The 13,792-nt window shown below is 65.6% G+C and carries 16 protein-coding genes; 5 read left to right on the forward strand and 11 right to left on the reverse strand.

Annotated elements, in window-relative coordinates; all coding sequences use genetic code 11:
* A partial coding sequence (locus DY467_RS19415) for a Bug family tripartite tricarboxylate transporter substrate binding protein (RefSeq protein WP_164638357.1) occupies positions 1-601 on the forward strand: 601 nt, incomplete at its 5' end.
* A 46-nt stretch (positions 602-647) separates the two neighbouring features.
* On the opposite strand, the gene DY467_RS19420 is transcribed toward DY467_RS19415, so the two are convergent.
* From DY467_RS19420 to gatA, 7 genes are all read right to left on the reverse strand, one after another.
* Complete coding sequence (locus DY467_RS19420; protein WP_107344963.1) at positions 648-1,094, reverse strand: cache domain-containing protein; 447 nt, start codon at positions 1,092-1,094, stop codon at positions 648-650.
* A 141-nt stretch (positions 1,095-1,235) separates the two neighbouring features.
* Entirely contained in the window at positions 1,236-1,502 is a 267-nt protein-coding gene (locus tag DY467_RS19425; protein WP_107344964.1) for an SEL1-like repeat protein, read from the reverse strand.
* Positions 1,503-2,176: 674 nt separating this feature from the next.
* Entirely contained in the window at positions 2,177-2,314 is a 138-nt protein-coding gene (locus DY467_RS19430; protein WP_012496544.1) for a hypothetical protein, read from the reverse strand.
* A 523-nt stretch (positions 2,315-2,837) separates the two neighbouring features.
* Positions 2,838-4,322: an Asp-tRNA(Asn)/Glu-tRNA(Gln) amidotransferase subunit GatB gene (gene gatB / locus DY467_RS19435; protein ID WP_164638359.1), complete on the reverse strand. Its 1,485-nt coding sequence runs from the start codon at positions 4,320-4,322 to the stop codon at positions 2,838-2,840.
* 95 nt (positions 4,323-4,417) lie between these two features.
* Positions 4,418-5,800, reverse strand: coding sequence for a patatin-like phospholipase family protein (locus tag DY467_RS19440; protein WP_107344966.1), 1,383 nt, complete (start codon positions 5,798-5,800; stop codon positions 4,418-4,420).
* Between the two features lie 139 nt (positions 5,801-5,939).
* Positions 5,940-7,046: a sensor histidine kinase gene (locus tag DY467_RS19445; RefSeq protein WP_164638361.1), complete on the reverse strand. Its 1,107-nt coding sequence runs from the start codon at positions 7,044-7,046 to the stop codon at positions 5,940-5,942.
* Between the two features lie 75 nt (positions 7,047-7,121).
* A complete protein-coding gene (gene gatA / locus DY467_RS19450) occupies positions 7,122-8,600 on the reverse strand; it encodes an Asp-tRNA(Asn)/Glu-tRNA(Gln) amidotransferase subunit GatA (RefSeq protein ID WP_164638363.1) in 1,479 nt (492 codons plus the stop codon).
* Positions 8,601-8,779: 179 nt separating this feature from the next.
* Here gatA and DY467_RS19455 point away from each other — a divergent pair, with 179 nt between their 5' ends.
* Both DY467_RS19455 and DY467_RS19460 read left to right on the forward strand, forming a co-directional pair.
* On the forward strand, positions 8,780-9,067 hold the full coding sequence (locus DY467_RS19455; protein ID WP_164638365.1) for a BrnT family toxin: 288 nt from the start codon (positions 8,780-8,782) through the stop codon (positions 9,065-9,067).
* Positions 9,060-9,299: a BrnA antitoxin family protein gene (locus DY467_RS19460; RefSeq protein WP_246701586.1), complete on the forward strand. Its 240-nt coding sequence runs from the start codon at positions 9,060-9,062 to the stop codon at positions 9,297-9,299. Before DY467_RS19455 ends, DY467_RS19460 begins: the two co-directional genes overlap by 8 nt.
* Before the next feature lie 3 nt (positions 9,300-9,302).
* Here the strand turns inward: DY467_RS19460 and DY467_RS19465 are convergent, their stop codons facing one another.
* The 3 genes from DY467_RS19465 to DY467_RS19475 form a co-directional block, all read right to left on the reverse strand.
* The gene (locus DY467_RS19465; protein ID WP_107344971.1) at positions 9,303-9,509 is read right to left on the reverse strand and encodes a hypothetical protein; all 207 of its coding nucleotides are present in this window, start codon (positions 9,507-9,509) and stop codon (positions 9,303-9,305) included.
* A gap of 11 nt (positions 9,510-9,520) precedes the next feature.
* A complete protein-coding gene (gene gatC / locus DY467_RS19470; RefSeq protein ID WP_107344972.1) occupies positions 9,521-9,808 on the reverse strand; it encodes an Asp-tRNA(Asn)/Glu-tRNA(Gln) amidotransferase subunit GatC in 288 nt (95 codons plus the stop codon).
* A gap of 89 nt (positions 9,809-9,897) precedes the next feature.
* Positions 9,898-10,974 (reverse strand): NAD(P)H-dependent flavin oxidoreductase, encoded by a 1,077-nt coding sequence (locus DY467_RS19475; RefSeq protein ID WP_164638369.1) that lies wholly within the window; start codon positions 10,972-10,974, stop codon positions 9,898-9,900.
* Positions 10,975-11,132: 158 nt separating this feature from the next.
* Between DY467_RS19475 and ruvX the strand changes: the two genes are divergently transcribed.
* A complete protein-coding gene (ruvX, locus tag DY467_RS19480; RefSeq protein ID WP_164638371.1) occupies positions 11,133-11,615 on the forward strand; it encodes a Holliday junction resolvase RuvX in 483 nt (160 codons plus the stop codon).
* A gap of 21 nt (positions 11,616-11,636) precedes the next feature.
* Positions 11,637-12,023 carry a YchJ family protein gene (locus tag DY467_RS19485; RefSeq protein WP_164638373.1) on the forward strand — a complete coding sequence of 129 codons (387 nt, stop codon included), beginning with the start codon at positions 11,637-11,639 and terminating at the stop codon, positions 12,021-12,023.
* Positions 12,024-12,142: 119 nt separating this feature from the next.
* On the opposite strand, the gene DY467_RS19490 is transcribed toward DY467_RS19485, so the two are convergent.
* Positions 12,143-13,792: an acyl-CoA dehydrogenase family protein gene (locus DY467_RS19490; protein WP_164638375.1), complete on the reverse strand. Its 1,650-nt coding sequence runs from the start codon at positions 13,790-13,792 to the stop codon at positions 12,143-12,145.

Below are 13,792 nucleotides of genomic sequence, written 5' to 3' on the forward strand. Positions count from 1 at the left end.
GATGCCGAGCGTGCTCGCCGTCCCGTCGACCGCAGGCATCGGCAGCGTCGGCGAGTTTCTTGCCAAGGTGAAAAGCGACAAAGGCGGCTTCGCCTACGCGTCGATCGGCGCCGGCTCGCTGTCGCAGCTGTGCATGGAAGCGATCGCGCAGAAGGCCGGCGCCGCGATGGTGCACATCCCCTACGCCGGCTCGCCGAACGCGATGACTGCGCTGATGCGCGGCGACGTCCAGGCTGCATGCCTGCCGGCGATCTCGGTCGCGCCGCAGCAGGCGGCGGGAACTGTGAATATCCTGGCGGTGACCACGCCGGAGCGCTCACCGTTCCTGCCCGACGTGCCGACGCTGAAGGAGAGCGGCATCGACGTGCAGTCAGACGCCTGGAACGCGCTGATCGCGCCGGCCGGCACCTCACCCGAACTGATCGCGGCGATCCACCGCGCGGTCGAAGTGGCGCTCGCCGATCCGGCCGTCATCACGAAGCTGAAAACGCAGATGATGATGCCCGAGGCCTCGACGCCCGAGGCGCTGCGCCAGAAGATCGCCGACGAGAAGCGGAGCTGGGCGGACGTGATCCGCGCGGCAGGCATCAAGGTGCAATAAGATCCGGCGGCGGCTGAGCACCGCCGCCGTCTCGCTGCCTAAGGGGTTACTTGTAGTAGCCGACCGCGCAGGTCTGGTCGCCGATCTTGGTGACGAAGCTGACCTTCTGCACCGGATCGGTCTGGCCCGGGCGCGGCCACATATAGGCGACTTCCTTGACCTCGCCTTCCTTGGCGGTGGCGTAGATTTCTTCGCCCAGCGGCTTGCCGGTCTTGTCCTTGAGATCCTTGAGGCTCTTGCCGGTCAGGGTCGGATGCGCGGTGAACAGACCGTCCGGCCCGCCGCAGAACGGATACAGGTCACGATCCTTGAAACCGCCCTCGCCCTTGGCAAACTCGGCGAGCGCCTTGGCCTTATCGGCCTTCACCGCAGCAGCGGCCTTGGTGAGCATCGCTTTTGCTTCGTCGGCCGTACCGAACTCGCCGGCGAACGCGGCCGAGGCAGCAAACACGCTGGCGCCGGCGACGAGACATAATACTGATTTGAGTTTCATGGGCATCTCCTCCTTTGAAAGCTCCCTTTGTGGAGCATGAGGAGAAGATATCCGCGGTCAGTTGCGGCGGTCAGCGCGACTTAGGACGAACCATAAGGCGATACCAAGCGCCGCATTCCGTCAGCGGAAGCAAGCGATCCATCAGTGCGAGGAGATCCAGGCGCGGGCTTCGCGCTGGGCAACCGCGATCTCGTCGGCGGACATCAGCTCGGCCAGCTCGCGGCGATACGCGATCGCGTCGGCCCGGCCCTTCAGCGCGGCGAGGTTGAACCACTTGTGAGCGGCGATCAGGTCGACCGGCGCGCCGCGGCCGGAGGCGAACAGCAGGCCGAGGTCGAACAGCGCATCGGGGTTCTCCCCGGCTTCGATCGGCATCGCGGTTTCGATATTCAGATGTCCCTGCAGCATCTTTGATCTCCATCTTTCGCCGCCGAACCGAGGGCGGCTCCTGTCCTCTGTTTGTCGTCCCCACCGCCGTGACCCGGCGTGTTATGGGGCAATCATGGCCGATCAAATTTGAAGAGCAGTTTAAGCGTTGCGCTGAACGACTTCTGAACGGGCCGCGGCCCTCCTCGTGAGGCATTTTGAGAAACGCCTGTGCCGCAATGGTTTTCCGAATTCGGTGAGAGACGGTTTACCCTCCGGTTTGGCGAACCGATAACCATCGCCGCAACCGCCTGGGGAAACGACACGTCGGGCCGCGGGCGCAAACGGCTGCCGCGGGCTGATCGAACTCGGTGGATGTGGAGGGATGGAACTGGATAGGCCGGCCCCTGCCGGCGCGGGGCGATGGGCCCCACAAACAACGAGGGCGTCGGCGAACACGTCAGGTTCAGATCTCACACGCGGCTCGCCGCCCATGAAACTGCGGACCTTGCGTCCGCACCGTTCGAAGAAAAACCGTTTCTTCTACCGGGCTCTTCGGCGGCTGGTGATCCCTGCCGCTATCGGATCCGGTCGTCTGACCTGATGTCTCGCCGACACCCTCTCGTCGACTAGGACCTCGCTCGTGTCGCGGTGCGAAGAGCCTGTCCAGTGACGCGGCCGGCAGTGAAGCTGCCGGCACCCGCTCGAAAGCGAGCTTACTTCTTCTTGGCGGCCTTCTTGGCGACCTTCTTGGTGGTCTTCTTCGCGGTCTTCTTCACCGCGCTCTTCGCGGTCTTCGCCTTCTTCGGCGCCGCTTTCTTGGTCGCCGCCTTCTTCGCTGCTTTCTTGGCCATGTTGCCCTCCGATAAGTGAGATGGCTTGATTGCTGCTGCGTGCACTCGGGAATCGAGATGCACTAATTCCCGAATACACCAACGCTTTGAAAAAAACAGTGTCCCGCTTAAGGAAGAGTTGATGGGAGTTGTCCCTCGCGCACAGGCGGTCTTAGCGAACGAGGCGTCGGAAGATCGATCGCGCGAACCGAGTTATGCGCGAAAAACCTGCATCGACACTTGTCAAGATCGCAGGAAACGCCTGTGCCGCAACGACTTCATCAACTCACAAATCGAGCTAACTAACTACTTTGCAAAACCAGACCGAGCGCCGAGTCGGTCACGCGAGGCCGTCCGCGGACTCTGAGTCGCAATCTTTGGCAATGAAAAAATTTTCAGGCGCGATGCCGCACCGGAGCGTCCAAACGCTCCGGCACAGGGGTTTTCTGCACGAGGAGATGCGGCTGATTCGCGAGCGCCACCGCCGTCGCGGGCGCACGAAACGTCGTCGCGGCGGTTCGCGCGCGACGACGAAGGTCGTTCGTCAGAGGCCGAGCTTGCGCTTCAGCAGGTCGTTGACCGCCTGCGGATTGGCCTTGCCGCCGGAAGATTTCATCACCTGGCCGACGAACCAGCCGAGCATCGCGGGCTTGGCGACGACTTGTGCCACCTTATCTGGATTGGCGGCGACGATATCGTCGACCACTTTCTCGATCGCCGACAGATCGGTGACTTGCTTCATACCGCGCTGTTCCACCAGCGTGCGCGGATCACCGCCTTCGGTCCAGACGATCTCGAACAGCTCCTTGGCAATCTTGCCCGAGATGGTGCCCTCGCCGATCAGCTCGACGATCGCAGCGAGCTGTGCCGCCGACACGGGCGACGCATCGATCGACTGGCCGTCCTTGTTGAGACGGCCGAACAGCTCGTTGATCACCCAGTTGGCGGCAAGCTTGCCGTCCCGGCCCTGATCCCTCAACTGCGCCAGCACCGCCTCATAGAACTCGGCGCTCTCGCGCTCGCTGACCAGCACGCCTGCGTCTTCGACCGAGAGGCCGAAGTCGCTGACGAACCGCTCCTTCTTGGCGTCCGGCAATTCCGGCAGGCCGGCCTTCAGATCGTCGACATAGGCCTGGGTGAATTCCAGCGGCAACAGATCCGGATCGGGGAAGTAGCGATAGTCGTGCGCCTCTTCCTTCGACCGCATCGACCGGGTCTCGCCCTTGTTGGCGTCGAACAGCCGGGTCTCCTGGTCGATCGTTCCGCCGTCTTCCAGAATGCCGATCTGGCGGCGCGCTTCGTATTCGATCGCCTGACCGATGAAGCGGATCGAGTTGACGTTCTTGATCTCGCAGCGGGTGCCGTAAGGCTCGCCGGGACGGCGCACCGAAACGTTGACGTCGGCGCGCAGGCTGCCCTTCTCCATGTCGCCGTCGCAGGTGCCGAGATAGCGCAGGATCGTGCGCAGCTTCGAGACGTAAGCCTTGGCCTGCTCGGACGAGCGGATGTCCGGCTTGGAGACGATCTCCATCAGCGCGACGCCGGAGCGGTTGAGATCGACGAATGTCGACGTCGGATGCTGGTCGTGCAGCAGCTTGCCGGCGTCCTGTTCGAGATGCAGCCGCTCGATGCCGACGGTGATGCTGTCGCCGTCCGGCAGGTCGACCACCACCTCACCCTCACCGACGATCGGCGATTTGTATTGGCTGATCTGGTAGCCCTGCGGCAGGTCCGGATAGAAATAGTTCTTCCGGTCGAACACCGAGCGCAGATGGATCTTGGCGTTCAGCCCGAGCCCGGAGCGGATCGCCTGGCGCACGCACTCCTCGTTGATCACCGGCAGCATACCGGGCATCGCGGCGTCGACCAGCGACACGTGGGTGTTCTGATCGCCGCCGAACGCGGTGGCCGCGCCGGAGAACAGCTTGGCGTTGGAAGAGACCTGGGCGTGGATCTCCAGCCCGATCACGACTTCCCAATCGCCGGTGGCGCCCTTGATGAGCTTCGAAGGTTTGACAGGTGCGTTCATAAGCCGGTTTCTACTCCGCTCCGAGCGCGGAGAAAACCCCTGCAACCGGCGCAAGGCGCGCGCCAGCGCGGCCGAAGGCCCGGCCGGCGGCGGTCTTACAGGCTGGCGGCGAAGGCGCGGAAGACCGGGCTCTGCCGCAGCACGTCGCGCCCGGCGGAGATCAGCTCGTCGACCTGCTGCGGCGGCAGCACGAAACGCGTGGCGATCCGCTCCAGCGCCGCAGCCCGCTGTGTCTCGAGTTGATCGAATGCCAGACGGCCGACGAAGAACCGCAGGTCGCGGCAGTCCCAACCGGGGCCGGCGCCGTAGCGCGCGCGGTCCGCGGCCGACAGGCTGCAGCGCCAGCGCACCAGTTTGTCGCGCCAATCTGAAATCGTGCGGTCGAACGCCGTGTAGCTGGCGCCGACGCTGGCATCCATCGTGGTGTCGACCGCGGCCTTGATCAGCTCGACGCCGCTCGGACCTTCGATGGTGTCGACCCAGTTGCCCGAGATGCCGGTCTTGGCGTCGACCACCAGCATCATCAGCCGCCGCAGCTTGACCGCCTGCTGCGGGGTCAGCGGACCGTACGGCGTCTCAGAGGACTCGCGCGCGATCGTCAGCGCCGAGACGCCGTAATTGTCGACCAGCCCGCCGTCGAGCAGCTTGATGAACGGCACCGCGCCCTCGCGATAACGCAGCACCGCCTTGGCGTAGGAGCTCAGCATCGGCGACGAGTTACCCTCGGTCGCGGCGCGCCGGACCCAGCGCGGCAGCGGCGTATTGCATGCACCGGGAAACGCCTGGACCACCGCCGGAGCAAATGCGAGCGGCACCGCCGCCGAGGCCGCGACCGCGTTCGACAGCGGATAGGCGTCGAGGTCGCTGCAGATGGCGGAGAACGCCGTGCTGTTGAACACGAACGGCACGCGATTGTAGATGTCGGAGGCGTTGATCCACACTGTCGGCCGGTCGCCGCCGCGCAGCTGCGCGAAGGTCGCGCCCTCGAACAGATGCGCGTCGAGCCACCGGGTGAAGCCGACGGAGTCGTTGATGCCGCCGGTGAACGCCTTGCCGATGGTGTTGAGCGACAGCGTGGTCTGGAGCTCCTCCTCCGCATTGCGCAGCAGGAAGCGCTCGCGGAAGTCGCCGAGCGCCGCGCGCCCCTTCAGTCCGAAATAGGCGGCAGTCACCGACCCGCCGGAGACTCCTGAAACGAAGCCAACACGGTCGAGCATCGCCGAACGCGCACCATGCAGCGGCAGGCGCTCCATCTCCGACAGCACGCCGAACGAGAATGCCGCCGCCCGTGTGCCGCCGCCCGAGAACGAAAGGCCGATGATGGCGTCTTCGCTCCGCGTACCGACGTCCGACGCAACCTTGTCGGCGACCACTCCTTCGATCGGCACGTTGACCGGCGTGTTGTAAACCGAGGCACAGCCGGCAAGGACGAGGCAGGCTGCGGCTGCGGACAGGAGACGATCTCTCCACGGCTTCATCGAGAGGACACCGGTTGAAGGGGCGGCAATGTTGCTGCCGCGGACCATCGGCTGCAAAGGTTCAGGTCCACTTAACGCTGCGGAACCGGGGGAAGCTGGCAGTCGGCTTGTGGCATAAGCAAGGCGGCGCGCTGTGCGATCAATTCGCGGCGGGCGACGACGGCGCATCGAAGCCGATGGTGAAGAACGCGCCCTGACCGCGAATGCTGCGCGCTTCAAAGCTGACGTTGCGGGCATTCTCCTTCAGCGTCTGCAGGATCAGCGCACCAAGCTTGCGCGGCGATGGCCAGCTCTGCCCCTCGGGAAGGCCGACGCCATCGTCCGACACGATGATCCTGACACGGCCCTGGTCCGTCTCGCAGATCACTTTGATCCGTCCGCCGTCGCGACCGACGAAGGCGTACTTCAATGCGTTGGTCAGCATCTCGTTGACCAGCAGCCCGGCCGGCATCGCGATGTTCACCGACAGCGGGCAATAGCCAGCATTGACCTCGCAGTTGACGTCCGAGCTGGCGTTCGCGCGGATCACCGCGTTGGCGATGTCCGACAGATACTGGCCGAGGTCGATCTGCCCGCCATCGGCATGTGGGCTTTCGTCCGACAGCACCCGGTAGAGCGCGGTCAGCGCTTCGATCCGGCTGGCGAGCCGCGCCAGCGCCACGGTCTCGCCTTCCGCAGCCGACCGCGCTTCGAGCCGGACCAGTGCGGTGATCAATTGAAGATTGTTCTTCACCCGATGCTGCAGCTCGCGCATCAGGGTATCGCGTTCACGGATCTGGACTTCAAACCGCTCGATCTGCGCCCGCTCGCGGCTGCCGACGTCGACCAGCGCAACGATCCGATAGCTCTCGACGCCGTCGTCGCTCTCGATCACCGCCGCATAGGCCTGAACGATCAGCAGCCGATCGGACGGCGCAACTTTCCGGAACACGCCGAGGAAATCTTCGCCATCGCGGATCGCGGCACCGAGCAGGCGGCCGCTGTCATCCTGGTCGGCGAAGCCATCGAGGGACGACCAGCCCTGGCCGCAGGCATCCGGCTTCGACAGCGAGGTCAGGGCCTCGAACGCCTGGTTGATATAGACCACCTGCTGATCCGCGCCGCAGCCGCGCGACACCGCGATCGCCACCGGGACATTGTCCAGCAGATGCTTGTAGCGGTCGCTCTCGATCGCCGCGGCCAGCTTTGGCGATCCGAGGATCTGATCGACACCTTGCGGTGGACCTTGGACGTCGTCAGCGCTCATGCAACACCCTGCCCCGGCCAAGAATGGCCAACGGCGCCAGCAAACGCAACGTCAAACCCGTACGGACGATCGGGCTCAGGCCCACCACTTGGCCGGCGTGAACCGGCCGGCGGACTGCTCGATCACCTCGCCGAGCGAGAACAAGGTGTCCTCGTCGAACGGCCGGCCGATCAGCTGCAGCCCGAGCGGCAGACCTTGCGAGTCGCTGCCCGCCGGAACGGCAATGCCCGGCAGACCGGCCATGTTCACCGTCACGGTGAAGATGTCATTCAGATACATCTCGACCGGATCAGCGCCGCCCTTCTCGCCGATGCCGAACGCAGCCGACGGAGTCGCCGGGGTCAGGATCGCCGAGACGCCTTGATCAAAGCACTGCTCGAAGTCGCGCTTGATCAGCGTGCGCACCTTCTGGGCGCGCAGATAGTAAGCGTCGTAATAGCCGGCCGAAAGCACGTAGGTGCCGATCATGATGCGGCGCTTCACCTCGGCGCCGAAGCCGGCAGCGCGGGTGTTCTCGTACATCTCGATGATGTTGCGGCCATTGACGCGCGCGCCGTAGCGGACGCCGTCATAGCGCGCGAGGTTCGACGAGGCCTCCGCCGGCGCCACGATATAATAGGCCGGCAGCGCGTATTTGGTGTGCGGCAGCGACACCTCGACGAGTTCGGCGCCCGCGGCCTTCAGCCACTCGGCGCCCTGGCTCCACAGCTTCTCGATCTCGGCCGGCATGCCGTCGAGCCGATACTCCTTCGGGATGCCGATCTTCATGCCCTTCACCGAGCCGCCGACCGCGGCCTCGTAATTGGGCACCGGCCGATCGACCGAGGTGGTGTCCTTCGGATCATGACCGGCCATCGAGCGCAGCAGGATCGCGCTGTCGCGCACCGTGCGCGCGATCGGGCCGGCCTGGTCCAGCGAGGACGCGAACGCGACGATACCCCAGCGCGAGCAGCGGCCATAGGTCGGCTTGATGCCGACCGTGCCGGTGAACGCGGCCGGCTGCCGGATCGAGCCGCCGGTATCGGTCGCGGTGGCGCCGAGGCACAAGCCCGCCGCAACTGCGGCCGCCGAGCCGCCGGATGAACCGCCCGGCACCAGCTTGGCGTCGGAGCCGGCACGGCGCCATGGATTGATCACGGGGCCGAAGCACGAGGTCTCGTTCGACGAGCCCATCGCGAACTCGTCGTTGTTGAGCTTGCCGAGCAGCACCGCGCCGTCACGCCACAGCTGCGTCGTCACCGTCGACTCGTAGGTCGGCTTGAAGTCGCCAAGGATCTTGGAACACGCGGTGGTGCGTTCGCCCTTGGTGGCGAACAGGTCCTTGATGCCAAGCGGGAGGCCCGCCAGCGGCCCGCCCTCGCCCTTGGCGATCTGTGCGTCCGCGGCCTTCGCCATTTTCCGCGCCTGGTCCGGCGTCTCCAGCACATAGGCATTGAGCACGCGCGCGGCTTCGATCGCCGCGAGGTGGGCATCGGTCAGCTCGACCGCGGTGAAGGACTTGTTTGCGAGGCCATCGCGGGCCTCGGCCAGCGTCAGCGAAGTCAGGTCGGTCATGGTTCAGGGCACGCCTGGATAAAAGCCGGCGACAGGCCGGTCACGGGCGCCGCGGATCGTGCGGCTCTGTTGCTGCGCTGGCTAGCACAGCGCCTCCGGGAAATGAAGCGATTGCACCGATTTGCCCGCCAGTTACAGTCGGACCATTGACGGCAAGATTATTGTAGTTACATAATTCAATGGCGATCACGTTTGATCCGGTAAAGCGGGATTGGACCCGGCGGCATCGCGGTCTCGATTTCGCCGCGGACGCTGCAACGGCTTTTGCCGGGCGTACCGTGACGAAGCTCGACGACCGATTTGACTATGGCGAGAGCCGTTACATCACGGCCGGATATGTCGGTTCGCGCATGGTCGTGATTGTCTGGACGCCTCGCAACGGCGGTCGTCATGTGATTTCGATGAGGTACTGTCATGCCAAGGAAGAAGTCCGCTGGGCCAAGCTCTTTCGGCGAAGCTTTGACTGACGATCCAGACGATGCCCCGGAACTGCTCGACGAGTTTTTCCGGACCGGTGAGGTCCGCATCGACGGCAAGGTCGTTCGTCGGGGCCGGCCGCCGCTGGGGGCGCAGCCGAAAAGCTCGGTGACGCTGCGGCTGGACGCCGACGTCCTGGACGCTTATCGCGCCCTGGGCCGCGGCTGGCAGTCGCAGATCAACGCCGACCTGCGCCGGGTGCGGAAGCTGAAGAAGGCCTGAGGCCTACTTATTGACCGGGCTGCAGAAGAACGGCGACAGCGTCTTGTCGTTCTCGGGCGCATCGCGGCGAGCCTTGTCGGCGGCCTGCAACTGGTCGAGCACCGCATCCATCGCCTTATCGGCGTCGACGACCTTGCCCTGCCGGCCCATCGCGTCGAGGTAGTCCAGATAGGCCTGGTAGGCCTTCTCGTCGTCGCACAGCAGGCACATCGGCGCGTCCTTTATTCGACCACCTTCGGCACCAGGAAGAAGTGATCCTCGGTCGACGGGGCATTCGCCACCACCTGATCGGCGATTTCGCCGTCGTTGACCACGTCGGCGCGCTTCTTCATCTGCATCGGCGTCACCGAGGTCATCGGCTCGACGCCATCGACGTCAACCTCCGAGAGCTGCTCGACGAAGGCCAGCATCGCGTTGAGCTCGCCCTGCAGATGCGGCACCTCATCGTCGGTCACGGCGATCCGCGCCAGATGCGCGATGCGGCGGACAGTGGCGGCGTCAACCGACATAATATAGGGCCTTTCTGCGAGATATCGACCTGCGCCGTATAGCAGAGCCGGGTTTCGCGTCGCAACCTCGGTGCGCCGACCGCCCTGCCTCAGCCGGCGAGCTGGCTGAGCCGCACCAGCGCGGCGCCGGCCAGCGCGCGGGTGAGTTCGGCCGCCGGCATGTCGCGGCCGAACCGAACCGCCTGCCCCGCCCACAGATTGGTGAAGTCGGTTTGCCCCTGCTTCTCCGCCGCCGCCTTCAGTGGGCCGAGGGCAGAGGCCGCGTGCGGGAACGCCGGCGCGTCCGGCGACACCGGCCCGACCTCGCGCATCAGCCGATTGGCGACGCCGCGAGCCGGCCGTCCGGTCATCACATTGGTGATCACGGTCGCTTCGTCGGTACCCTGCGCAAGCTGGGCCCGCACCAGCGCGCTGGTCCGAGATTCCGGGCAGCGCAGATACGCGGTGCCGATCTGCACGCCGGCCGCGCCGAGCGCGAAAGCCGCCGCGATGCCGCGGCCATCGGCGATGCCGCCCGCCGCGATCACCGGCACCCGCACCGCATCGACAACCTGCGGCAGCAGCGCGAACAATCCCGGCTGCTGCGCAATGTCGTCGGTCATGAACATGCCGCGATGGCCGCCGGCCTCAGCGCCCTGCACAATCACCGCGTCGACGCCGTGCTCTTCCAGCCAGATCGCCTCGCGCACGATCGTCGCCGATGCGATCACCTTGGCACCGGTCGCCTTGACGCGGTCGAGTAGCGCAGCCTCAGGCAGACCGAAATGGAAGCTGACGACTTCGGGCTTCAGCTCCTCGACCAGCGCACACATCGCCGCATCGAACGGCGCCCGGCTCGCCGCCGGCGCCGGCATCGCCGGATCGAGCCCGAGCTCGGTGAAGTACGGCGTCAATCGCTTGCGCCAGACCTGTTCGCGCGCCGCATCCGGCGTCACCGCCTGATGGCAGAAGAAGTTCAGATTGATCGGCGCCGAAATCTGTTCCCGGAAAGTACCGACCTGCTCGCGCGCTTTATCCGGCGACAGCATCGCGCACGGCAGCGAGGCCAGCGCACCGCTGCGGGCCGCGGCGATAGCGAGTTCCGCATCCATCGCGCCAGCCATCGGGGCGAGCAGAATCGGGCATTCGATAGCGAACAGGTCGAGGAGACGGCGATCCGGCCACATGATCAGGCTCTCGCGATTGTAGGGGGAAGCGGCGCAGCCTCGTTGCCCGCCGAGGCCCCTTTTACACGCCGCCTCGTGGCTCCGCTATGGCGCCTCGCCTCCTCACGACGAACCAATGGATGTTTTGGCAAGTCGACCGCGCGTGCTATGCGGGCATCATGCCTGCCCTGATCCTTCCTCTGATCGAAGCCGCCGCGCATTGGCCGGCCCGCGGTGGCCTGCTCGGCCTCGACCTCGGCACCAAGACGATCGGCGTCGCCGCGTCCGATCCGGACCGCAAGCTCGCCACCGGCGTCGAGACCATCGCCCGCAAGGCGTTCACCGCTGATGCGGCCCGGCTGCTGACGCTGGCGGCCGAACGCACCGCCTGCGGCTTCGTGCTCGGCCTGCCGCTCAACATGGACGGCAGCGAAGGTCCGCGCGCGCAGTCGACCCGTGCCTTCGCCCGCAATCTCTCCCGGCTCACCGAACTGCCGATCGGGCTGTGGGACGAGCGGCTGTCGACCGCCGCGGTCGAGCGCGAGCTGATCGCCAACGATGTCAGCCGGGCGAAACGGGCCAAGGTCATTGACGAGCACGCGGCGATCTTCATCCTGCAGGGCGCGCTCGACCGGCTCGCGGCGCTGCGCCGGGCCGAGTGAGCTGGCAACAGGATCGATGCGATGAATTGCGTGTGCGGCTCGGGAAAGACTTACGACGACTGCTGCGGTCCCCTGCTCGCCCGCACCCGGCCTGCGACCTCGCCGGAAGCGCTGATGCGATCGCGCTACGCGGCCTACGCGCTGAAAGACTTCGACTACATCGTCGAGACCACCGATCCGGAACGGCGCGATTTGTTCGATCACGACGTCAACCGCGCCTGGATGGAGGAGTCCGACTTTCTCGAACTGCGGGTGCTCGGCAGCAGCGAGAAAGGCAGCCGCGGCACGGTCGAGTTCGTCGCCCGTTTCCGCCGCGGCGGCGGCCCCGAGCAGAGCCATTACGAACGCTCGCAATTTCGCAAGGCTCGCGGCCGCTGGTACTTCTCGGAAGGCGAAGCGGTCGGCTGAATGAGTGTCTAGCTCTCGTCATCGCGAGGAGCGAAGCGACGAAGCGATCCAGCAACTCAGTGCACGAAGCCTCTGGATTGCTTCGCTTCGCTCGCAATGACGGGACTGACGCACCCGCCTTACATCTCCGGCAGCACGCGCCCCAACAGACCCTTCGCAATCTCGGTCGGAATGTCAGCGGCGCCGTACAGCGTTGCCGGCTCGGGCACCAGCCGGGTGCGCGCGAACATCTCGGCGTGCGGCGGGTGGATTTCATTGAGCGCGGCGGCCGCAGCGAGCTTCGCCAGCATCTCGACCGCGAGCCGCGCGGTGCGTTCGTTGTCGACCTGCAGCAGCGCGCGGGCGATCAGGCCGGCCGCCGCCGGTCCGCCGGTGAGCGCCGACGTATCCTGGATCAGCGCCTGTAGCACTTCGGTGCCGGCATCGCTCTCGCGCGACATCGCCCGCAGCACGTCGAGGCACATCACGTTGCCCGAGCCTTCCCAGATCGCATTGACCGGCGCCTCGCGATAGTGCCGCGCCAGGATGCCGTCCTCGACGTAACCATTGCCGCCGAGGCATTCCATCGCTTCATACACGAACGGCGGCGCCGACTTGCAGATCCAGTATTTCACCGCCGGTGTCAGCAGCCGCATATAGGCGGCTTCGAGTGGATCGTTCGGCGCCTCGTCGAACGCCCGGCACAGCCGCATCACCAGCGCCACCGAAGCCTCGACCTGCAGCGCCATGTCGGCGAGCACCGACACCATCAGCGAGTGGTCGGCAAGACGCTTCTGAAACACGGTGCGATGCCGGGTGTGATGCAGCGCATGGGCGAGCGAGGACCGCATCAGGCCGGCGGACGCAATCGCGCAATCCTGCCGCGTCAGCTGCACCATCTGGATGATGGTGCGGATGCCACGGCCGAGCTCGCCGACCGGCAGCGCGTAGGCGCCGGTGAACTCGACCTCGGACGACGCGTTGGAGCGATTGCCGAGCTTGTCCTTCAGCCGCTGAAAACGGATCTCGTTGACCGAACCATCGGGCTGAAACCGCGGCATGAAGAAACAACTCAGTCCCTCGTCGGCCTGCGCCAACACCAGGAAGGCATCGCACATCGGCGCCGACATGAACCATTTGTGGCCAACGATGCGGTAGGCATCGCCATCCCGGAACGCGCGCGTCGCATTGGTGCGCACATCCGTGCCGCCCTGCTTCTCGGTCATCCCCATGCCGATGCTCATGCCGCGCTTGGCGGTCCATGGCGCGAAGCTCGGATCGTACTGACGGGTGCCGAGCACCGGCATCACCTGCGCCAGCAGGTCCGGCTGCGAGCCGAGCGCCGCGACCGACGCGCGTGTCATCGTCACAGGACAGAGATGACCGGTCTCGACCTGAGCGGCCATGTAGAACTTAGCGGCACGCACCACTTCCGACGCATTGCCGGCGGACTTGCCGTGTGCGTCCCAGGTGGAGTTGTGCAGGCCGGCCTTGAAGCTCTCCGCCATCAGCTCGTGATACGATGGATGAAATTCGACCTGATCGCGGCGCACGCCCTTGGCGTCGAAGGTCTTCAGCTTCGGCGTGTATTCGTTGGCGAGACGGCCGCGTTCGGCCATCTCGGTGGTGCCCCACGCCTTGCCGAAGGCTTCGAGCTCGATATGAGCGTTAGCCCCCTGATTGAAAGTGACCGCCTCGAGCAGCGGCCGGTCGGCGCCCAACAGGTCGAGGTCCGGAAGCGGCGGCGACTGGTTGAACACCTCGTGGGTGGCGAAGGAAGGCTGCGTCAT

The organism is Rhodopseudomonas sp. BR0G17, assembly GCF_010907025.1.
Classification (GTDB): domain Bacteria; phylum Pseudomonadota; class Alphaproteobacteria; order Rhizobiales; family Xanthobacteraceae; genus Rhodopseudomonas; species Rhodopseudomonas palustris_H.